Annotated in this window: 23 protein-coding genes; 10 read left to right on the top strand and 13 right to left on the bottom strand. The window is 34.4% G+C overall.

The genetic code is table 11. The annotated features are described in order from the left end of the window. Nucleotides 1-59: 59 nt before the first annotated feature. Nucleotides 60-1,448, top strand: a complete 1,389-nt coding sequence (locus J4050_RS02710) for a dipeptidase (protein WP_208152418.1) — start codon at nucleotides 60-62, stop codon at nucleotides 1,446-1,448. 14 nt (nucleotides 1,449-1,462) lie between these two features. Continuing rightward, entirely contained in the window at nucleotides 1,463-2,701 is a 1,239-nt protein-coding gene (locus tag J4050_RS02705; protein WP_208152417.1) for a DoxX family protein, read from the top strand. Nucleotide 2,702: 1 nt separating this feature from the next. Here the strand turns inward: J4050_RS02705 and J4050_RS02700 are convergent, their stop codons facing one another. Then, nucleotides 2,703-4,160, bottom strand: coding sequence for a M28 family peptidase (locus J4050_RS02700; RefSeq protein WP_208152416.1), 1,458 nt, complete (start codon nucleotides 4,158-4,160; stop codon nucleotides 2,703-2,705). 43 nt (nucleotides 4,161-4,203) lie between these two features. On the opposite strand from J4050_RS02700, the gene J4050_RS02695 reads away from it, so the two are divergent. After that, nucleotides 4,204-4,569, top strand: a complete 366-nt coding sequence (locus J4050_RS02695) for a BlaI/MecI/CopY family transcriptional regulator (protein WP_208152415.1) — start codon at nucleotides 4,204-4,206, stop codon at nucleotides 4,567-4,569. A 2-nt stretch (nucleotides 4,570-4,571) separates the two neighbouring features. Continuing rightward, nucleotides 4,572-7,544, top strand: coding sequence for a M56 family metallopeptidase (locus tag J4050_RS02690; RefSeq protein WP_208152414.1), 2,973 nt, complete (start codon nucleotides 4,572-4,574; stop codon nucleotides 7,542-7,544). 134 nt (nucleotides 7,545-7,678) lie between these two features. Here the strand turns inward: J4050_RS02690 and J4050_RS02685 are convergent, their stop codons facing one another. Next, nucleotides 7,679-8,836: an acyloxyacyl hydrolase gene (locus tag J4050_RS02685; protein WP_208152413.1), complete on the bottom strand. Its 1,158-nt coding sequence runs from the start codon at nucleotides 8,834-8,836 to the stop codon at nucleotides 7,679-7,681. A 140-nt stretch (nucleotides 8,837-8,976) separates the two neighbouring features. Between J4050_RS02685 and J4050_RS02680 the strand changes: the two genes are divergently transcribed. Together J4050_RS02680 and J4050_RS02675 are read left to right on the top strand one after the other, a co-directional pair. After that, complete coding sequence (locus J4050_RS02680; protein WP_208152412.1) at nucleotides 8,977-10,077, top strand: DUF4407 domain-containing protein; 1,101 nt, start codon at nucleotides 8,977-8,979, stop codon at nucleotides 10,075-10,077. 42 nt (nucleotides 10,078-10,119) lie between these two features. Beyond that, nucleotides 10,120-10,596, top strand: coding sequence for a YybH family protein (locus tag J4050_RS02675; protein ID WP_208152411.1), 477 nt, complete (start codon nucleotides 10,120-10,122; stop codon nucleotides 10,594-10,596). 78 nt (nucleotides 10,597-10,674) lie between these two features. Here the strand turns inward: J4050_RS02675 and J4050_RS02670 are convergent, their stop codons facing one another. From J4050_RS02670 to J4050_RS02620, 11 genes are all read right to left on the bottom strand, one after another. Continuing rightward, nucleotides 10,675-10,989, bottom strand: coding sequence for a hypothetical protein (locus tag J4050_RS02670; protein ID WP_208152410.1), 315 nt, complete (start codon nucleotides 10,987-10,989; stop codon nucleotides 10,675-10,677). Nucleotides 10,990-11,380: 391 nt separating this feature from the next. Further along, the gene (locus tag J4050_RS02665; RefSeq protein WP_208152409.1) at nucleotides 11,381-11,743 is read right to left on the bottom strand and encodes an MmcQ/YjbR family DNA-binding protein; all 363 of its coding nucleotides are present in this window, start codon (nucleotides 11,741-11,743) and stop codon (nucleotides 11,381-11,383) included. Continuing rightward, the gene (locus J4050_RS02660; RefSeq protein WP_208152408.1) at nucleotides 11,740-12,348 is read right to left on the bottom strand and encodes a DUF4230 domain-containing protein; all 609 of its coding nucleotides are present in this window, start codon (nucleotides 12,346-12,348) and stop codon (nucleotides 11,740-11,742) included. The genes J4050_RS02665 and J4050_RS02660 overlap by 4 nt, the downstream gene beginning before the upstream one ends. Before the next feature lie 38 nt (nucleotides 12,349-12,386). Further along, a complete protein-coding gene (locus J4050_RS02655) occupies nucleotides 12,387-13,136 on the bottom strand; it encodes a cyclase family protein (RefSeq protein WP_208152407.1) in 750 nt (249 codons plus the stop codon). Then, nucleotides 13,133-14,266: a radical SAM family heme chaperone HemW gene (hemW, locus tag J4050_RS02650; RefSeq protein WP_208152406.1), complete on the bottom strand. Its 1,134-nt coding sequence runs from the start codon at nucleotides 14,264-14,266 to the stop codon at nucleotides 13,133-13,135. The genes J4050_RS02655 and hemW overlap by 4 nt, the downstream gene beginning before the upstream one ends. A gap of 5 nt (nucleotides 14,267-14,271) precedes the next feature. Continuing rightward, nucleotides 14,272-14,889 (bottom strand): hypothetical protein, encoded by a 618-nt coding sequence (locus J4050_RS02645; protein ID WP_208152405.1) that lies wholly within the window; start codon nucleotides 14,887-14,889, stop codon nucleotides 14,272-14,274. Beyond that, the gene (locus J4050_RS02640; RefSeq protein WP_208152404.1) at nucleotides 14,886-15,722 is read right to left on the bottom strand and encodes an ABC transporter permease; all 837 of its coding nucleotides are present in this window, start codon (nucleotides 15,720-15,722) and stop codon (nucleotides 14,886-14,888) included. Before J4050_RS02640 ends, J4050_RS02645 begins: the two co-directional genes overlap by 4 nt. After that, entirely contained in the window at nucleotides 15,719-16,588 is an 870-nt protein-coding gene (locus tag J4050_RS02635; RefSeq protein WP_208152403.1) for an ABC transporter ATP-binding protein, read from the bottom strand. Before J4050_RS02635 ends, J4050_RS02640 begins: the two co-directional genes overlap by 4 nt. 1 nt (nucleotide 16,589) lies before the next feature. Further along, nucleotides 16,590-17,048 carry a hypothetical protein gene (locus J4050_RS02630; RefSeq protein ID WP_208152402.1) on the bottom strand — a complete coding sequence of 153 codons (459 nt, stop codon included), beginning with the start codon at nucleotides 17,046-17,048 and terminating at the stop codon, nucleotides 16,590-16,592. A gap of 124 nt (nucleotides 17,049-17,172) precedes the next feature. Continuing rightward, nucleotides 17,173-17,724 carry a crossover junction endodeoxyribonuclease RuvC gene (gene ruvC, locus J4050_RS02625; RefSeq protein WP_208152401.1) on the bottom strand — a complete coding sequence of 184 codons (552 nt, stop codon included), beginning with the start codon at nucleotides 17,722-17,724 and terminating at the stop codon, nucleotides 17,173-17,175. A 1-nt stretch (nucleotide 17,725) separates the two neighbouring features. Continuing rightward, a complete protein-coding gene (locus J4050_RS02620; protein ID WP_208152400.1) occupies nucleotides 17,726-18,364 on the bottom strand; it encodes an outer membrane beta-barrel protein in 639 nt (212 codons plus the stop codon). A 26-nt stretch (nucleotides 18,365-18,390) separates the two neighbouring features. Here J4050_RS02620 and J4050_RS02615 point away from each other — a divergent pair, with 26 nt between their 5' ends. The 4 genes from J4050_RS02615 to J4050_RS02600 are packed head-to-tail and all read left to right on the top strand — an operon-like array spanning nucleotide 18,391 to nucleotide 22,137. Further along, nucleotides 18,391-19,356, top strand: a complete 966-nt coding sequence (locus tag J4050_RS02615) for a lysylphosphatidylglycerol synthase domain-containing protein (protein ID WP_208152399.1) — start codon at nucleotides 18,391-18,393, stop codon at nucleotides 19,354-19,356. Beyond that, the gene (locus tag J4050_RS02610) at nucleotides 19,356-20,489 is read left to right on the top strand and encodes a glycosyltransferase (RefSeq protein ID WP_208152398.1); all 1,134 of its coding nucleotides are present in this window, start codon (nucleotides 19,356-19,358) and stop codon (nucleotides 20,487-20,489) included. Before J4050_RS02615 ends, J4050_RS02610 begins: the two co-directional genes overlap by 1 nt. A gap of 50 nt (nucleotides 20,490-20,539) precedes the next feature. Continuing rightward, complete coding sequence (locus J4050_RS02605; protein WP_208152397.1) at nucleotides 20,540-21,400, top strand: hypothetical protein; 861 nt, start codon at nucleotides 20,540-20,542, stop codon at nucleotides 21,398-21,400. Then, complete coding sequence (locus J4050_RS02600) at nucleotides 21,400-22,137, top strand: Bax inhibitor-1/YccA family protein (protein ID WP_208152396.1); 738 nt, start codon at nucleotides 21,400-21,402, stop codon at nucleotides 22,135-22,137. The genes J4050_RS02605 and J4050_RS02600 overlap by 1 nt, the downstream gene beginning before the upstream one ends. Nucleotides 22,138-22,144 lie beyond the last annotated feature (7 nt).

The following is a 22,144-nucleotide window of genomic DNA, read 5'->3' as shown; positions in this document are numbered from 1 at the left end:
TTATTTAAGAAAAATGACCCTAGGATTTTGTATTTTTGAGAAAATCGAAAGCTTATTTTATGACTTCCATTACCTCCTATATTAATAACAATAAAGACCGTTTTGTTAACGAACTTATTGAATTACTTAAAATTCCATCTATAAGTGCAGATACAGCCTATAAGCAAGATGTACTTAAAACAGCCGATGCGGTAAAAGCGAGCCTTGAGCGTGCAGGCTGTGATCATGTAGAAATTTGTGAAACCGATGGCTACCCAATTGTTTACGGCGAGAAGCTGATTGACGAATCCTTACCAACAGTTTTAGTCTATGGACACTATGATGTACAACCACCAGACCCTTTGGAGTTATGGACTTCTCCGCCTTTTGAACCTGTAATTAAAGCAACAGACTTGCATCCTGACGGTGCCATTTTTGCAAGAGGGGCTTGTGATGATAAAGGTCAGATGTACATGCACGTTAAGGCGATGGAATACATGACTTCTGAAAACCAACTCCCTTGTAATGTAAAATTTATGATAGAAGGGGAAGAGGAAGTAGGTAGTGAAAACCTTGCAGATTTTGTTGCCAATAATAAAGAAAAACTCACTAATGATATTATCTTAATTTCTGACACAGGAATGATTGCGAAGTACGTCCCTTCCATTACAACAGGACTGAGAGGCTTAAGTTATGTTGAAGTTGAGGTAACTGGTCCAAATAGAGACTTGCACTCAGGTTTGTATGGTGGTGCCGTGGCTAATCCCATAAATGTACTTAACAAAATGATAGCCTCACTGCACGATGAGAACAATCATATTACAATTCCGGGGTTTTACGATAAGGTCGAAGACTTATCAGCTGAAGAACGCGCTGAAATGGCCAAAGCACCATTTTCATTAGACGACTATAAATCAGCTTTAGATATAGATGCGGTTTATGGTGAAAAAGGCTATACAACTAATGAACGAAATAGCATTCGTCCTACATTAGATGTCAATGGTATTTGGGGCGGCTATACAGGTGAAGGTGCCAAAACTGTAATCGCCAGTAAGGCCTATGCTAAAATATCTATGCGATTGGTACCTCACCAGGAATGGCATGAGATTACCGAGTTATTTAAGTCTCATTTTGAAAGTATCGCTCCCAAAGGAGTCCGAGTTAAAGTAACACCACACCACGGTGGACAAGGCTACGTTACTCCTATCGATACTGTAGGATATAAAGCGGCTTCTAAAGCTTATGAACAGACCTTTGGTAAAACACCTATTCCGCAACGTAGTGGCGGAAGTATTCCTATTGTTTCACTTTTTGAGCAAGAACTAGGGAGTAAAACCATTCTTATGGGATTTGGCTTAGATAGTGATGCCATTCACTCACCTAATGAGCATTTCGGAGTTTGGAATTATCTTAAGGGTATTGAAACCATTCCATGGTTTTATAAATACTTTACAGAAATGAACTCCTAATGCTGGTACACCCAGTGAAAGACAAGATATGGAGCAGATGGTCTAAATGGACATTTAGACTCGTTTGCAGTTATTTTCTGCTGTATATATTTTTGATGTTCTTTAGTGGACTATTTGAAACACCATTTCGATGGATTGGATTAGAAGTTTTAGGTATTTCTTATGAGTATGACCGAAGTGGCTTTGGAAGTGGTGATAATACCTATGCTTATATTACTTGCTTTGTCAATGTAGTCTTAGCCTTTTTTTGTTTTATACTATGGTCCTTAATTGATCGAAAACGACCTAATTACAACACCTTTTATTATTGGTTTAAAGTCGTATTACGGCTATTCTTAATTATTTTCATGTTTACCTATGGCTTTGTGAAAGTCTTTCAAATTCAATTTCAAAGCCCTTCCCTAATCCGTTTACTGCAACCTATTGGCGAAATGTCTCCAATGGGTTTGGCTTGGACATATATGGGCTATTCTAAAGGTTTTGGCGCCTTTGCTGGACTAATGGAAATCATTGGTGGCATTTTATTGATTCCTAGACGAACTATTGCGCTTGGTTCTTTTATTATTATGGGAGTGATGACACAAGTTGCCATGATGAATCTATTTTTCGATATTCCTGTAAAACTGTTTTCGATACATCTCGTTTTGATGGCTGTTGTCTTATTTGCATCCGACAGTAAGCGATTTTGGTATGCTTTTGTAAGAAATTCGACGACTGAAATAGAACCATCTTATCATCCAGTTAAAGAAAAAGACTACCACTATATTTTATTTTGGGTTAAATTGGTTGGCTTCATCTTTGTATTCAGTTTTGCCTTAATTTTTGGATACAATACTGAAAAAAAACGTAGTCCAAATAACAAGGCCAATATTTCCGAGTTTTACGGTATTTGGGAGACCAAACGATTTATTAAGAACGGCGATACCATTTTACCACTTATCACAAATAAAGAATACTGGCGTTATTTAATTCTTGAACGCAAAAGGAGGTCTGTAGTTAAAACCATGGCTAATCAATTAGAACGTTACTATTTTAACGTTGATACTGCAACCCATAAAATTAGTATGTATAGCCCAGAGGGGGATAAAGATAGTCTTAACATCAGTTATGAATATGACATGAAAACGCTGCGTTTAAAAGGTCTTTTAGAGGATGATAGTATAGAGGTCCTTTTAACCTTAAAGAACCTAAACAACTTTCCTCTTAAGAGCAGAGGATTCCGTTGGATTAATGAAAGACCTTACAATAGATAAGCTATTCTTTTACTATTTTAAAACTCGAGGCTTTACTGCTAGAATTTACTTTTACGAAATAGATACCTTTGGGTTGATTTTTTATATCCAATGTAATTGTACGATTTGTAGATTGTTGTTTTAAAATCTGTTTTCCTGAAATATCAATAACTTCAGCAGATAACTTTAAATTAAAAGGGTTATCAATAAAAAGTAATGTCTTGGTTGGGTTTGGATAGACATTAATTACATCAGCATCAAAAGATTCGGTAGATAAGATATTGAAATTAAAACACGTACTGCGTTCCGTGCAAATTCCATTACTAACCTCAACAGCATAATTGCCATTTGAACTTGGTGTAAAAGTACGTTGGTTTGCTCCAGAAATTGGCATATATGTATCGCAATTAATCCATTGATAGGTTGCACCAAGGTCATTTGAACTTAAACTGGTACCATTCACCGTAACCGTATTATCTAAATCAACCAGCTGTACCTTCGTGGCAAGATAGGCACCAACTAACTTTGTAATCTCGGTCATATAAGGAAAATCGATATCATCTATTCGATCATTACTTGTATGATAATCTGGTGTTTGATCGTTAGTTTCCCACGACTCGCCTACTAATACCGCAGAATAATTTTGCTGCCAAAAACGTGAATGGTCACTTGCAGAAGTGCCAGGATCAACCACAATAGGATTTAAATCAAAGGTGTACATGTTTAATAGGTTTAACAAATCGTCTTTAATAGTAAGTGAATTTGCAATATCCCTTACGTCTATATCAAAATCGTTATCGCCTGGCGTACCAGGCGCATCACCATCATAACCAATCATATCCATATTTAATACAGCGATAATATTATCTCTGGTATTTCCATTACTAGCATCAGCCGCTTCTTGCGCATAAAAATTAGCACCTCTTAGGCCTATCTCTTCCTCATCCCATAACGCATAAACTATTGTTTTATCAATACATTGTGTACTGAGTATTCTTGCGATTTCAAGAACTGCCGCTACACCAGTGGCATTATCATCGGCGCAAAATGTAGTAACCGAATCATAATGCGCACAAACCAAATAAATTTCATCTGGATTTGTTTGTCCTAATTGGGTTGCAATCACATTTTTACCGCTAGTATTAAAGTTTTGAACTTCGACGTTAAGACTAGGAAGAGCAGAAAACCGCTCCTCAAGATACTCTGCTGTTAAATCATTATTGCTTTGCACACGACTTGCTATAGTTTGAGTAGTACCGTTAATAAGTGTCGCTTGTTCACCTGAGAGCTCGGCAACAACTAATTCTAAATTTGGTTGACTTACCTGATTTATAATATCCTGCACGGATTGAGCAACAAGCAATTGAATGCCTAATAAAAAGAAAATAAGTATAGAATATACTCTTAGCATAATGGGGTGTTTAAGACCATAAAGATACGCATTTGTTGTTTTTTTGGCGTTTTCTATTGGATATTTCATTTTTTATTCTACATTTGTAGAGTTAGTTCTAAAAACGTAGAATATGCAATTATCAAAAACAGAAGAACAGTTAATGCAATACCTGTGGAAGCTTGAAAAAGCTTTTATGAAGGACTTGTTAGATATCTATCCTGAGCCAAAGCCAGCGACAACAACTGTAGCGACATTGCTAAAACGTATGATAGGGAAGGGTTTTGTAAACTATAAAACCTATGGAAAATCAAGAGAGTACTATCCTTTAGTTAAAAAGGAAGACTACTTCTCAAAACATGTTAATGGTTTAATCAAAACCTTTTTTAATGATAGTGCCTCTCAATTTGCATCGTTTTTTACTCGAAAAACCGATTTAAGTAAAACCGAACTCGAGGAGCTTAAAGCAATTATTGATAAAGAACTAAAAAGCAAGTAAGGATGGCTATCTATCTCTTAAAATTCACAGCTTGTCTGTTTGTGTTCTGGTCAGTCTATTATGCACTGTTAGAGCGTCAAAAGAATCATAACTTTAAACGATTTTATCTTATTGGAACTCTTGTAGTATCTGCTATTATTCCACTATTAACAATTACCGAATATATAGAACCAGTGGTAAGCACCAATGATATTGCAACTATGGTAATTCCATTTGAACCTATTCTAACGGACGTTCCAGTTGAAATACAAGAGCCTTTTAACTGGTCACTACTGCTTTGGGCGTTTTACGGCATAGGTGTAGTGCTATTCGGGTTTAGATTTATTGCAAATCTTTTTAAGTTATATCGCGTTATACATAAGCACGAGCAATTAACCATTGGGGCGTTTATCTATGTGCTGCTAGACCACTATCGAACGCCACACTCATTCTTCCGATATATATTTCTTAATAAGGACAAATACAACAATAACAACATCCCAAAAGAGGTGCTCATCCATGAAGAAACCCACGCTAAACAATTCCACAGTGCGGATATACTGCTTATAGAACTCGTGCAAATACTCTTTTGGTTTCATCCAATGATTTATATATTAAAATATCACATTAAACTCAATCATGAATTTTTAGCTGATCATGCTGTTATAAATCAAGGCATAGCAACTCAAAACTATCAGCATATTTTATTACAATTTTCATCAAGTACTTCTAATCACAAATTAGCGAGTGCCATCAATTATTCATCCATCAAAAAACGATTTACAGTTATGACAACACGAACCTCAAAAACCAGAATTTGGTTAAGTAGTTTACTACTCTTACCCATTATTGCCGTTCTTTTTTACAGTTTTGCTGAAAAGAAATATGTTGAAAAGGAAACAACAGATGTTGTTAATCTTATTAAAGATGGATTAGAGAACCCTAATAATGATTATGACTCAACAATTGAGGAGCAAAAAATTCCTAAAACTATTTTAACGGTGTTAATTAATAAAAAGGAAGAACTCTTTATAAATGGCGAACTTGGTGATCTCAAATCATTAGAAAAGGTTTTGCAAAACCTAAGAACACCTCAAAACTATACCATAAATGTAGAAGGAGAAAAGCAGTCTTCACCAGAAATGATGAAAGGCGTATTGACCTTAATCAAGAAATACGATCTTTTATTAAATCCAAGCAAAATTCAACTACCCAAAACAGAACAAAAAGCCTCGTACAACCCGACATTTTTGGAGTATATCTTAGAAATGGAAGAGAAAGGTGCTTCCTTTTTTCTGGATGGTAAAAACATTACTGCCGAGCAAGCAAAATCTATTGCCACAAATAACAAAGGTAAACGCACAGAGATGACAACACAAAAGGATGAAGATGGCAACTATATGGTTCGACTATCGAGTTCTGACAAAAATAAAATCTACGCAAGAAGTATTGATTTAAATATTTTGGGTGACAACTCTTATCTGATAGATGGCATTAAAGCCACAAAAAAAACATTTGTTACGGTATTTAATCAATTACACAGAGATATTACCACTGAGGAACGAAATAAGGTTTTAAATATCCATGTAACTTCATCTCAAGAGATTTCTGATAAAGAAACTTGGTTTATTTATAACTCCTTACTTGATTATGGTTTTCATCGTATTGTAACACCAACTCAAGAAGTAAACAGATCACAGGGTAATACGCCTTTCGCTATTAAGAGTCGTACTCCATTACAGCAAAAACCAACCAAAAAACAAATTGAACAATACAATGCATGGGCCAAAAAATGTAATAAACAGATAGCCAAAGCGAATAAAGACAACTCTAATGAATATCCAATTGTAAAACTAAAAGACTATAAAAGATTTAAAGCGATTTACGATTCAATGAGTGCGGAACAACGAGAAAATGCTGAATCCTTCCCTGAAAAATTCGCTACCCTACCACCTCCAGCACCAGCACCAGAAAGACCTACAGTTATTGAAATTGCAGAATACGATGTTTGGGCTAAAAAACTAAATACTGCTATGGCAAAAGCAGAAGCGAGCAACAATTACACAAATCTTATTGTAAAACAAAACGAGGTGAAAAAACACAAAGCTGTTTACGAAATGATGACAGAAGCTCAGAAGAAAGTAGCAGAGCCATGGCCAAGTTTTCCACCTCCACCTCCACCACCTCCACCACCACCTCCACCGCCTCCTGCACCAGAAAAACCGAAGGTTATTGACGTTAAAAACGAATCTAAAAATTCGCTCACTTTTGAAATGGACAACGGAGAAGTGATTGAAGTGGTAGAGGTTCCTGAAACCAAAACTATGGAAGAAAACATTGTCATGTTTATTAATGGTAGAGCAGTACAGAATAATAGCATTCAATTGACCATTGACGCTATCAAATCATTGAAGTTGACCCTTTCTAAAGGCAAGGTTTCACGGTTTAAACTAAAAATTCCTGGAGTTAAAACCGATGTTATCAACGGCAATACTATTTCCAAAATCAGTATCGGAAATTTAAATAAAGTTTCAGATGGTGATGTCATTACAATTTTTGATATTAAGGATGACAATAACACCAAATTACCACCAGTTATCATTACAGTTTTGTCAAATACCAAAACAAAAAAAACAATAATTTTTAAAGAAGGTATTCCAAAAACCGATGTCCCTAAAACTATGGCTAAAGCCAAAAACGAAGACTACATGAGGCGCTATTTACTGCTAAAAGCAAGTAAAAACCAAACTAAGCCTTTAACCTATAAGTTAAATGGAAAGGAATCTACTTTCAATGCACTTGAAAGCTATATTGAGCAGCATCCTAAAGCTAATGTAGACTTTATCAAAGGAAATATTAATACGCTACATTTCTATAACAATAGCTCAACTGCAATGAGCAACGAAGATTTACAAACCGTGTACTCTCAGCTTTTTGAATTTTACGACAAAGGAAACTCAAAGGAATCCACAATATTTTATAAAAAAGTTGATTAAATGGAAGTGGGCTTTACCCTTATTTTAAGGAAATAGTCTTTGGTACTAAAAAAAAGTCTCTTCAGTTGAGGCTTTTTTTACTCTTCACTTTAACAAAACATAGGATATAACGTTCTAATAGACATCAATCAAAATCACCATCTAAAAGGACGGAAGCCAATCCCAAATTCTATCCAATCTGCGGCAAAACCATCCGTTTTCAAACCTACTTGAGCGTAGCTCCAGTCAAACAAATCATATCTTAGGGCAACTCTTGTAAAATAAGGGTCTTTGCCTCTGTTATCAGTAAGGTAGGTCCCAAGATGTCCTACAAACGTAAATTTATAAAACATAAAATCATAGCCACCATGGATACCTACTAAACTATATTGGCTATTATCATTAGGAAAACGGGCTTCTAAACTCCCATCGTAGAAATAGTCTAAACCAGCAGATACGCTGTGCATGTTGTTGAACTTATGTTGGTAATCAATAACGGCTGAGAACGTATAATAACGTTCTTCATTGAAACTCTGATCTTCATTTTCAGGATAGGTTTGTACGGTTCCTCCCGCTAGATAAACATTGACACTTTGATTATCTTCTACTTTGGTATTTAGTTTCCGTTCTGGTCTCTTAAACCTAGCCGGAAGTTGACGATTTTCGTAAATATCGCTATTCATTTTATGCTCATCGGCATTATAGTGGTATCTCAATCCAAGATTTAAACCAAACATATTTAGTCCCCAATTAGGAGTATTACTTCGGCCATTGCTAAAATGGGTAAAATCTATACCATAAACAATATCCATTTCCTTGGTCCATTTGAAGGTCCAGCCAAAATTGAGATTGAAATATACGGTCACCCTAGAACCAATAGCATCGTTAGTAGGATTGGTTTCAGAATTAAAAGGCTCAAGGTTATAGGTGAGACCTAAAGCTGGTTCTATATTAAATGCATTTCGGCGAAAAGGTTTGCTGATAGGAAAATTTATAAAGCCAAAAAGCGCATTGGGATTTCCAAATATTTGAGGATCGCCGATAAAACCAGAATAAAACCCAATACCATAAGAAGGATATCCATATTGACTGGCCCAACTTTCCGTATTGCTATTTTGCCAAGCATACCTTACTTCAAAAGCGCCATAACCAGCCAAGGTTTCTTCATCTAAACCTTCGCCTCCATATAGATGAGCTCCTGAATGACCGCTTAATTGAATGGTTCTGAACCTACCATCATCATTTACTTGGGCCTCTAATGAAAAGGTTAAAACAACTAACAGGAAATAGAGGTATAAATATTGATTTTTCATTAGGCTTCACTTTTACCAGTTCTCACAAAAAAACTAAATTTTATTTAAAATTAAGGATCTACCCCTTAATTTATCGTTTAAAATGTAACATTTACAAGGATTTAGCGTTCTAATAGACATCAATCAAAATCGAACTTCTTATGCTAAAGCAATTCTTTATCCTGTGCTCCGGTGCGGATTCACAAATTTTAAACGAATGCTCCAATGGCGAGCAAAATAAATATGCTGGCGTTGGGGCAACTGTTTTTTTTACAGCTCTTATGGCTACTATTGCCTGTAGTTATGCTTTATACACAGTTTTTGACAATGTTTTTGCTTCGATAGGTTTTGGTATTGTTTGGGGACTTCTTATTTTCAACTTAGACCGCTATATTGTATCAACGATTAAGAAACGCGATAGTGCTCTGGACGAACTTTTGCAAGCAACACCAAGAATACTTTTGGCAGTAATTATAGCAGTGGTCATTTCCAAACCTTTAGAATTAAAGATTTTTGAAAAGGAAATTAATCAAGTATTGCTAGAGCAGAAAAACGAACTGACCCTGGCCAATCAAAATCAAATTGCAGAACAATACAACCCTAAAATTGCTGCTTTAGAAACGCAAATATCTAGCTTACAAGCACAAATAGATACTAAGGAAGTTGAGGTCGATGCGCTTTATAGCACTTACATAACTGAAGCCGAAGGTACTTCTGGCACCATGAAATTAGGTAAAGGTCCAGTTTATAAAGAAAAACGAGAAAAACATGACGCAGCCCTAGCTGACCTTCAGAACCTTAAAGCAGAAAACAAAGCCAAAATTACAGCTCTTGAGGGTGAAATTTCAACCCTTCAAACCGACTATAAATCTAGTGTTACGGATTCCCAACCCATTATTGATAATTTTGATGGATTAATGGCTCGCGTCAATGCGCTTGGCCAATTACCATGGTTGCCTTCATTTTTTATCTTCTTACTTTTTCTAGCTATTGAAACCTCGCCCATATTTGCCAAATTGATATCCCCTAAAGGCGAATATGATTACCGTCTGCAAGACCAAGAAACGACTGTTAAAACTTGGACACTTCAAAAAGTAACAGAGCGCAAATTGTTATTGAAAACTGACAATGAGGTCAACAACAAAGTTTATATGGAAATTGCCGACGAAGAAGACGTAATGAACTATAAACGTAAAAAGGCTCGTGAGTTAATGCAATTACAGGCTAATGCATTTTTTAAAAACCAAAAGAATGCCCTTTAAAATTTAGTTGTTACTTTTATAATCAACTAAAATATAATACGCATGAAATATTTTGTCATTTGTATACTATCCTGTCTTTTTATCTCCTGTATCAGTGTAAAAGCTGATGTCACTACTACGGAGTCTCCATCGAGCTACTTGGACAGTCCAAGTTTAGCTGAAGCAGCAATACGGCTTGTTCTAGAGCAACAAACTAAAACGTGGAATGAGCAAGACATTGAAGGCTTTATGGAAACCTATTGGAAAAGTGACAATTTGAAATTTTATGGCAAAAGTGGTCTTACTCGTGGTTGGGATGCTACTTTAGCTCGCTATAAAATGAATTTTCCAACCAAAGCAGAAAGTGGCACTCTCAGTTTTGACATTACAGATATCTCAAAAATTGAAGCTAATGCATATTGGGTAATGGGCCAATTTCATCTAGACCGAGACGCAGGGAATGCAGATGGAATTTTTATGCTTGTATTTAAAAAAATTGATGGGCAATGGAAAATCGTTGCCGATATGTCCTGTTCATAAAAAAAGTGATTTTAAAAGCAACTATCTATCACCATAGCTGCAGTTAAAAACACCTTTTATCTTTTCTATTATTGATTTTTAGGCTACAGACATCTGTCCTTCAAATGATCCCTGTATAGAATCTTCTTGAGTTTTAAAGTGGTCGTAAAGTTCTTTGCATCCTAGACCAACAATTGATAAACGCTTAGATTTTGTAATAGACTCGTTGTGTAGCTTGGCCAAAGCCATAACTCCGGCTCTATCAATACTTTCAATACCTCCAATATCTATAAAGACATCATCGATTTTATCAAAAATATTTTGAAAATGAGCGTTAAAGGTTTTTAAACTCAACTTATTCAAAGCTCCTTTAATTTGAAACCTGTTGTTGTAACTAGTAATTTGAAGATCCATAATACATAGTGTTAAATCGTTAATTATAATTTAGGGCTATTAATCAGTAAATTTGGTGCTATTAATTTACGAGGGATGACCTAAATATCAGAATATTATGAATGGGTAAGCTATAAATTCGATAAATGGTTGAATAGACTAGACTATACGATATGACCTGTACATTATTTCGATAAAATGCATTAATGAATTTCGCTAACCTCTGAGAATTATGACCCAGAAATATAAATCGAAACATGATTAAATCTCAATGGCAAAGCTTACTTTGGATAGTACTAGCAGTAATAACTATTTATGGTATTATTACCGGAAGGTATTTGTTTTTAATTTTCTATTTACCTTTAGGTTTTTCGTTTTTTAGAAAAAGGAATCCTAACAACAAACCGTGAGACTAATTGAGGATATCACGCAACTTCTTAGGTAAACCCTTAGCCACCATATCATAAGAATGATCGATTAGGCTAAGGATAAGTTGTGTAGACAACTCACCTTTATGGATATAAACGCTATTCCATTGTTGTTTGTGCATATGGTACCCAGGCTTAATACTCTCATACTGCTCTCGGAGTTCTTCAGCATACTCTGGGTCGCATTTTAGATTAATAAAGCCATTACCCTCTTCCCATTTAGATAAGGATGCTAATGCAAACATTTTATTACATACTTTGAACACCAAGACATCTTCATCAAAGGGGAAGTGTTCAGTAACTTCTTTTTTGTTTAGGCAGTAATTTCTATAGTCCTCAATGTTCATTTTAATAGCTTTTTATCGTCCTCTTCTAATTCTAAGGAAGAATAATCTAGGGTCCATCCAATGGTCTGAACAATATTTTCAATTAATTGAATAGCCTCAAGAGCTTCTCCTCTTGCTACTTCAAATAGTCCGCTTTCTGGTACTTTGTCTCTAATATGCACCTTAGCTTGTGTATGCAATTCCGTTAAATCAGAGGCATAAAACTTGTTGAACATACCATCTTTCTTATCATAATAATTAATATCAGTCTCTATGGATAGGACTTCTGGTTGTGGAAAGTGAGTTAATACTACCTTTTTGGTTTTTGGATTGGTCTTCATTTTAATCTTTGCCATATCAAAACCGACATGCGCTTTAGCATTAATGACGACCAATGCTTTTTTCCGGCTAGAAATTAATTTTAAGAACTTTTCCTTAACGTCCTCATAATGATAAATTTCGGCAAAATCACCTTCAACCGTAATAAACTTGCAAACCCTTTTTATTTTATCTAAGAGTATGGCAGATTGTGTCGATGTTAACTGTTTGGTTTTCCATTGCTTATAAATCGTAACAACTCCAAGTGTAATTAATATACTTATAATTATTATAAAAAACGTCTCCATACATTCTTGTTTTAGATTGAGCCAGTCTCGGGAGCCAGTTACTCTATGACTTTATAAAGTATAGGTTTACTTGGCGAGGCGTCATTTTCAAAAGGTGCAATTTGCAAATTCAAAACATACAAACCATCGTCAATTTTATTAGACACATAAATCATTTCTGTTATAGTAGCACTTGTTCGTCGTTTGCCGTTTTGATGCCAAAAAGCCTTATGTGCAAGCAGCTCACCACCATCTTCCTCTTTATCAACACTCGGTAAATCAATTAACAAATGCTTAATGCCTTTCTTAACCAATAGTTTTACCGCGTCTTCTTGTAAATACGTCCAATTGGTATTTGAATATTGTTTTGATTTTTTGTCTTTCATGTTCGGTAACGTTCGTATAACGATAGCCTCTCGTTTTTTGTTACCAATAGCAAATTGTAACTGCTTTGCCGATATAACATAATCGTCACCATCTTTTTCGGGTGCCACAGAGATAACCTCAGCCAAAAAGAAAAACTGTTTTAAATATTTATTTATGGGAAACAATTCTTTAGAAATATGACCTATAGTTTCTGTATGCGTACCATGGGCATGCGGATTAAATGTAATTGTATTGAAATTGACTGAAGCACCTTCTGCCACACTTATCGTTTTTCCATCCATAAGTTCTGGTTCAATTTTAGGAGGGCCAATATACCAGGCATTGACGTTGGAAGTGCTCCCTTTTAAAGGAATGGAAATATCTAAGGGTTCTGCCAAATTAATATTGAGTTTTTTAGATTTATACTGTATGGTTGCAATCAAGATAAATTTATTTTAAATAGTTGTGAAGCGATACCATCGCTTAAAAATTGTCCTTTTTTTGTTACTCTTAGATGAGTATCATCAATATACAATAAATGTTGATTTATAAAAACCTGAGACTGTTCATTTAGGTAATCTAAATACAATTTACCAAAGTCCTTTTCAATCTTGAGAAGAGATATGCCCCAAATGGTCCTTAGACCGGTCATGACGTACTCATTATATTGGTCGGTTAAGGTTAGATCTTCAATTTCAATAGGGAGTTCATTATTTTGTAAAGCCTTAATGTACTTTGAATTGTTTCTCACATTCCAACCGCGTTGTCGTCCATTAAATGAATGCGCTGATGGACCAATTCCTAGATACGATTTTCCCTGCCAATACGCCGAATTATTTTTACTGAAAAATCCTTCTTTTCCAAAATTGGACAATTCGTAATGAATAAAACTCTCGTTCTCTAGTTTGCTCTTAAGTAGGTGAAATTGTTCTAGTGCTTTGTCGTCATCTACATTTTTAACAATGCCTTTTTTAATAAAAGCAGCAAGTGCTGTTTTGGGCTCTACCGTGAGGGCGTAACTGGAAATATGAGGAATACTGAAACCAAGTGCTATTTCAATATTTTCAATCCATTGCTCATTAGAGGCTCCAGGTATCCCGTAAATAAGATCCACGGAAACATTATTAAAATGGTGAAGTGTTTCCTCTAGGCTGACCCTTGCTTCTTCTGAGTTATGAGCTCTATTCATTAGTTTTAAATCTGCATCAAAAAACGATTGAACACCTATACTAAGTCTATTAATTGGACTCCGGGATAATTCCATAATTTTTTCCTTAGTCAAATCATCTGGATTAGCCTCAAGCGTTATTTCAGGGCATTCTTTAACAGCATAATTCTTATAAACCGTTTCGAGGATGGATTGTAAATCATCTTTAGAAAGTAAAGATGGTGTTCCGCCACCAAAGTATATGGTCTCTATCTTGATGTTTTCAAATTCACTTTTTCGTACTTCCAATTCTTTTTGGAGTGCAATAAGCAGTTCATCTTTTTTCTTTAATGAGGTAGAGAAATGAAAATCACAGTAATAACAAGCTTGCCTACAAAAAGGAATGTGAATGTAGATGCCGGCCATAAATTTTAATCTATATAGGTGTAATACAAATATACTTTACCTTCTGTTATTTCATCATCTTTCAGTTTAGAAAAAGTCTTATCTGTCCTACCTATAAACTTTAGTGGCAATGTAAATTTTTTAATGTTGAACGTAATTTTAGTTTTTGAAGGATATCTCTTGTTTGTATAAGTATTGTATACCTCAAAAGTTCCAAATTTTCTAGTGTTAATAGTAGCTTTAGAAACTAAAAGAGTCTGTTCATCAAATTCTAAATCAGCTGTAATCCAGTCTGACTTTTCATCTAAACTCACCAACTTATAAATACGATTGTCTTTTCTTTTAGACAAAAATATAGCCTGAAAAGGAGTGGCTAATAGTCTGTTAAATTGATTAATAACGCCTTTTTTAGGTAATAATGAAATTCCATTCCCAGAAATAATAGGTTCGTTATCTACAAACCTTAGATTTACTGTTTTTTTTGGAATTGTTATGCCCTCCACATCAATCTCAATATCAACGTCACAATTTATATTTAGTACCTCGGCATACTTCAACTTTAAGTTTTCAATATACTTATCGTTTTCTTGAGCAAAATTTACTGTTCCGAACAGGACAATAAACATTAAAAATTTAATTTTCATTCAGAAATATTAATGTATTTAAATCGATAAATTGTTAGTTGGGTAAAAATTAAAGTCATAGCTATAAGAAAGATGGCTGATTTTACAATCATACGAATAGGAACTTCAGTAACAAAAAATTGTTGCCACATAGACATATGGAACGTAAATAAAAGTTGTTGCCAACCACTACTTAAAGCCAATACAAATGATTGAATTAAAGTGTGAAAAATTAAAACACCAAAAGCCACTAAAATAGAAGTTAGTGTATTTTTAAACCAAATAGCCAAAAACATACCCATTGATGAGAATGCAATCATAGCAAGCGTAGCAAACAAAATTGTGAGAACATATCTTTTCAAAAAACTGCTTTCTAGAATAAAATGAAGTCCATCATTTAAAACCATGACATCTCCTTTACCAAATATCAATACCGATGGCACTAGAGCAAAAAGAGCCAGTACGGTCATAAACATAATATTATATAAAACCATGGCAGCTAGTTTAGACACAATAAGCTGAGTTCTAGAAATAGGTTGAGACAAAAGAACTTTAATGGTTCCATATTCAAACTCACTCGAAAAAATATAGGTCCCTACTATAATAACTAAAACAGGTATATGAACCCATAGCGTATTTAAGGAAAAATAGGCAATTAAATACCCATTTAAAATGTTTCCCTCCAGAATAAAATAATCCTTTAAAGGTTTTAAAATAAATGATAAAATATTTTCTCCATCAGTATATAGACCAAGATTAATAATAGCCATTAAGACAATGGCAATTGCAAATGTTGTATATGTCCTAGAAGAACAAAATAATTTATAAATTTCAGTATAAAGTAAGGCCTTCATCGAGCAAGTTCAAAATAGGTGTCTTGTAAAATCGTATGTGTTTCAATATTTATAGGAATGGAGCCAGACACCACCAATGCATTAATGATTGGACCTATTTCTTCTGGCTTAATAGTTAATTCTACAACCCTATTTGAAATAAATATTCCTTCTTTTTCCATGATCAAAGCCTCTGCAGATGCATTAAAATCTTTTGAAAAAGTCAATGTGACCTTCCGGTTTGATTTCATTAAATTCGTCTTAGAAATATTTAATGCAATTTTTCCTTTATTTATTAGGACAAAAGCCGTGGCAAATTGTTCTAATTCATCTAAAAGATGTGAAGATACAATTATCGTGGTCCCACAAGCGTTAAGGTCCTTCAATAAATTAATAATATCCTGATATCCATTTGGATCTAGGCCGTTAAAGGGCTCATCTAAAATTAATAATTCAGGAGAACGCATTATCGCTGTGGCGATAGAAAGCCTTTGTTTCATGCCAGTTGAAAAGTGCCTTACCTTTTTTTTACCGACATCTCCCAAGCCTACAAGACCCAAGAGTTTTTTACAATCAACTTTAGTATAATTAATACGCTCAATAAGCTTTAAATTATTAAACGCACTTAGATGCGGGTAATAGGATGGGCTATCAATTAAGTAGCCACATTTTGCCCTTAAATCTTCAAAAGATAAAGATTCTTCATCAAGAGTTAATGAACCTGACCGAGGCTTTACCAAACCCGCTAATATTTTTATGATAGAACTTTTCCCTGCTCCATTAGGACCAAGTAAACCAAGAATTTCTCGCCGTTTTACAGTAAATGAAATATCTGATAAAATATATTCATTATCATATTTTAGGCTAAGGTCTTTAATTGACAACATTCTACCAATAAAAGGATTTAAATCGATAATATTTGGTAAATAAAATAGATTTCCAAAATATCTTAGTTAAGATTACCATTGGATTTTTAATAAACGCATCAGGTAATATATGATACCACTTATAACCTGAGATTCTTATATAATTTTTAACTTCCGCCCTAAGTTTTAGATCATTAGCAGCTACAATTATAGCTTTCCGTTGACATCTAGAATTCATAAATGGCTCAAGCAACCGTCTATCAAATCCGTAATGATGCATTAAATCCTTAATTTGCTTATAGTTTTGATATCTACCATAAGCATCTATTTCCGCAATAACCGAAACTGATACAAAGAAACTGCTTAAATAACTCCAAACAAGAGTTTTTATAGATAAGCCAGAAATTAAAAAAGACTCATATGCTGAGTCTATATAAAAAACTGTAGAGAAAACACTAAACAGAACAGTCCCGTGAAGCATCCAACCAACTTCTAAAAATCTTAATGTTGATTGGTAAAAAACTAAAATTTTTGACGGTTTATATGTCGTAAAACTTGTTATTAACACTTACTAAAGTTATAAAAAATGAAGCAATAATAACTCCCTAACCAATTTTATTTTGATTCTGCTTTACAAAGGCAGACCAGCCTGTATAGCCTTTGCCAATGCTAACTTTGCCTTGGTTATAGAAATGGCAAACGGCAGCTGCCAATCCATCTGTAGAATCGAGATTCTTAGGTAATTCCTTAAGTTGAAGTAAACTCTGGAGCATTTTAGCTACTTGCTCCTTACTGGCATTTCCATTTCCGGTTATGGCCATCTTAATCTTCTTTGGGGAATACTCTGTAATAGGAACTTCGCGAGACAGTCCTGCAGCCATTGCTACACCTTGTGCCCTACCGAGCTTTAGCATACTCTGTACGTTCTTACCAAAAAATGGCGCTTCAATAGCTATTTCATCTGGATGGTAAGTATCAATTAATTCGACGGTACGTTCAAAAATGAGCTTTAGTTTTATATAATGGTCATTATATTTCTTTAACTGTAATTCGTTTAGTTGCATAAAATGGGCTTTTTTACCTACAACCCTTATTAAGCCAAACCCCATAATGGTGGTTCCTGGATCAATACCTAAAATAATCTTTTCTTTACTCATTTTAATCGCAATATTGACAGCCGCTCAATGAAATGGCCAAACCAAGCGTTACGTTAAATACACTTCCATTAAAGGCTCCTAAACCATCTAAAGGTGGTTTGTAATCCTCTAGAGAAGTTAGTCCATAAATGTAAGCTATATCTGTGAATAAAGACACTTTTTCATTTATAGCATAATGTAACTCAAACCCACCTAGTAGGTTGAAATAAGACTGGCCTTTACCTCCTAAATTACCTAATGGCTTAGTGAACGAATATCCTGGGCCTGCATGTAAAATTGTTCGCATTCTCCTTGGGACAAAACCAAGATTATCTGTTAGGTCAAAAACAAACTGCGCATTAACCCTAGAGTAATTTATCTTAAATTCTGGAGAACCATTATCATTCTTTAATCTGTTAAATCCATAGTCTAACCTTAGGCCATACTCTTTTTTAAACATATGTTGAATCCCAAGGTTTACCGTAGGAAAATTAATGGACTGCGCATACGTCCCGGCAACAAAGCCATCTGTTGTAGGATAATTAAATCCTAAGGCAACCAATGCCTTCCACCTACCGGTCTGCTTAAATTGTGCGTTAGCCGAATTGTAAACAACAAGGAAAATCAATAGAAATAAGGATGGTCTAAAAAATTGGAGCATCTTTGAGTTTATATTTATATTGCCGTATGCCATACAACGTACCACACAAAACTAAGCAATTCTTTATTGTATTGATAAAACTCAGTATTGTGGTTGGGGCTGTCTATTTTATTTATTCTAAATTATCCGAAAACCAAGGCTTAGAGCTAAGTGAATTTTTAGCTTTCGTGAAAGCTAAGAAGACATTCACGGTCAAAACCGTTGGCTTTCTTATTTTACTTAGTACAACCAATTGGCTATTAGAAATTTTTAAATGGCAATTTCTAGTAAAATCCATAACACCTATTAGCTTTTTAAGTGCACTAGAACAAAGTCTTGGCGGTCTAACGGCTTCTTTGATTACACCAAATCGCATAGGTGATTATGGTGCAAAAGCTGTGTATTACGCTAAATCCATTCGCAAAAAAATTGTGCTTCTCAATCTTCTAGGGAATATGTCTCAAATGGCTGCGACCGTTCTATTTGGAATTGTTGGACTTCTCATCTTTGTCTCACGCTACCAAATTGAAATAGACTATTACAAAATGACCCGTTTCTTACTTATTTTGTTGATGATAAGCACGTTTTTAGTCATTGGAATTAAAAAAAGTCCTTTACACTTCAAGGGATTTGGTATAAAACAAATTATCCATTTTTTAATAAAATTACCAACATCGTTTCACATAAGAAATTTGGCCTTTTCAATAGGCAGGTATTTAGTTTTCTCCTTTCAATTTTATTATTTATTGCTCATTTTTGGTATTGAAGTAGACTATTTCAAGGCTATGGTAGTAATAACCAGCATGTATTTTTTAGCCTCAATTATACCAACAATTAGCATTTTTGATGTGGTCATAAAAGGAAGTGTTGCTATTTTTCTGTTCAACTATGTAGAGGTGAATGAACTCACTATTCTATCTATTACCACGATAATGTGGCTTCTAAATTTTGCCGTACCAAGTCTATTTGGCAGTTATTATGTTTTAAACTTTAAACTTCCCGAATCCTATTAATGATATCAAGTGTTTTCATTGTAATTGTTTTATTTTACCTGTTATTAATCGGTTTATTTTCATTTGGTTTTGATAGAGTTAAGGAGTTTCAACTTAGAGATATTGAACCCAAAACGCGATTTACTATTATTATTCCTTTTAGAAATGAAGAACAGCAACTTCCCTATTTATTAGAATCACTTCTAAACCTCAACTATCCAAAATCATATTTTGAGGTTATTTTAGTAGACGACGATTCAGAAGACCACTCCTTAGCACTTATAAACAAAACAATAAAAACGACTAGAAAACCATATACCATAAGTGTTTTGAAAAACAAAAGAGTGTCTAACTCACCAAAAAAGGACGCTATCACAACAGCTATCGCCAAAGCAAAATACGATTGGATAGTTACTACGGATGCTGACTGCGCAGTACCAAAATACTGGTTAGATGCCTTTGATGATTTCATTCAAACAAAGGATTTTCATTGTATTACAGGTTTAGTAACTTTAACGAATACAACAACGTTTTTTAAGCGGTTTCAGGCTTTAGATTTCTTAAGCCTTCAGGGAGTTACAATTGGTGGATTTGGAATAAAACGCCCTTTCTTAAGTAATGGTGCTAATATGGCTTATTTAAAATCAGAATTTGAATCTTTAAATGGTTTTGAGGGAAATAATCACATTGCTAGTGGAGATGACGTATTCCTCTTGGATAAATTCATAAGGAAAAACAAAAATAAAGTTGGCCATTTAAAATGTGATAAAAGTATTGTGACAACCCATCCAGAAAGGAATCTTTCCAATCTTATTCAACAACGTCTTAGATGGGCTTCTAAAACAAGTCAAACCGGTAATAACTTTACGAAGCTTGTTGGTCTCACAGTGTTTATAACAAATTTGGTTTGTGTTTTACTTATTGCTTTAGTCTTATTTGGCTTTTTAAATCTAAAAACAGCAGCTTTACTTTTCATCTTAAAATTCTGTATTGATTTTCTCTTGCTTTTCAAGGTCAGCAGATTTTTTAAACAAGAAGAACTATTAATATCGTACGTATTTTCAAGTTGTATTTATCCCTTTTTTAGTGTTTATATTGCTGCTCTTTCCCTTTTCAGCTCATTTAATTGGAAAGGGCGAACGTTTAAGTCGTAAAACAATAAAATAATTTTGGTAGCTTTACTAAAATCAAGATTACACCTCAAATGAAAAAAACGGTACTTTTTTTGTTATTCAGTTTTTTATCTCAATGGCAGTATGGCCAACAGAGCTATTCCATAAATGGAGAGAAACTTGAATTAAAAACTGAAATTGAAGGTAATATCGATTTACTCTGGAATACGATAGACAATAATTTTAGATACTTTGTAAGAACATCTGATGGGACCATTACCGAACTTAAAAATACAAAAGGTCTAGATAAAAAGTATCAAGAGGAATATAAAACCGTGTTAAACCAGCTTACAGGAAAAGATACTGAAAAACTAAAACTAACCGTTTACAGCCTTAAGAATTTTTTAGACGCATACAACGCCTCAGTTGACAGCTCTTATATCGCAGTTTCTAAAGAAGGAAAGGTGGGATTTAGACTAGGATTTTCAGGAGGTCTAACAAACAATCCATTTGTAAGCAATCCTGAAAATAAATTAGCGCCACTATTGGGAGGTGAATTAGAAATTTATGAGGAAAATATTATGCCAAGGCACTCAGGGTTTTTACAGCTAAGACATACTTTTGAAACTAACGAGTTCCAATATGATGCTACCGAATTTTCACTTGGTTACAGATTTAGAGTCATTAATAATTCTAAATTTTCGTTATATGGCCAAGTAAAATTTGCGACCTTGAATTTTACAAATGCTACATTCATTGATGCTAACAACATGGAGGCCTCCGTTTCCGATACGGCCTTTGATATTCCTTTTATTTTTGGGATAGGTTCTGATATTAAAATCGGTGAAAACAGTTATCTTACCATAATTTATGGTGAATTATTTGGGATTTTCTTAGACAATCAAGGAAATTTTTCTACAGATATTTCTGTTGGTTATAAATTTAATCTGTAATGAGCCTACGCAATTTTAAAACCTCCAATCCGGTTTTTAATGGTTACTTCTGGGAAGATGGAAAATCGTCTCCAAAGACAATGACTGTTCTTGGGATTTTTATCAAATCTATGATCGGGATGCTTGTGATAGCTGCAATTACGGTTTACTTGTGGCGATTAAGTGAGTCTGGTATGTCAATGCGTTGGTTTACCCTTGGAGGGATGCTAGGTGCTATAGTGGTAAGTATACTAATCTCTTTTAAACAGAATTGGGCGCATATTCTGGTTCCACTATATATTATTTCTAAAGGCATTTTTCTTGGTGGGTTTTCATCATACGCACACAATAACTTCCCAGAATTACCCTACCAAGCTATTGGCGTAACTATCATAACCTTTATGGTAATGCTACTGCTCTATCAATGGCGCATTATTGTGGTGACCAAAAAATTACGCAGTGTCATAATCACCGCTACCATAAGTATTATGGTGGTATATCTTATATCCTTTATTTTAGGGTTCTTTGGGATTAAATCCTATATCTGGGGCACATCTTGGTTGGCTATTGTATTTAACGTATTGGCAGCCATTGTAGCCTCATTTGCGCTGCTTTTGGATTTTGATTATATAGAGCGTTATAAGAACAAAGCTCCTAAATACAAGGAGTGGCTCGCTACATGGGGCCTCTTGGCTACTTTAATCTGGTTATACGTTGAAGTGCTGCGCTTAATGCAAAAATTAGCCATCAGATTCTAATTACTTT

It is taken from the genome of Winogradskyella pelagia (genome assembly GCF_017581965.1).
Taxonomy (GTDB): Bacteria; Bacteroidota; Bacteroidia; order Flavobacteriales; family Flavobacteriaceae; genus Winogradskyella; species Winogradskyella pelagia.
The sequence above is the reverse complement of the archived record's forward strand: the minus strand, read 5'-3'. Positions and strand labels throughout refer to the sequence as shown.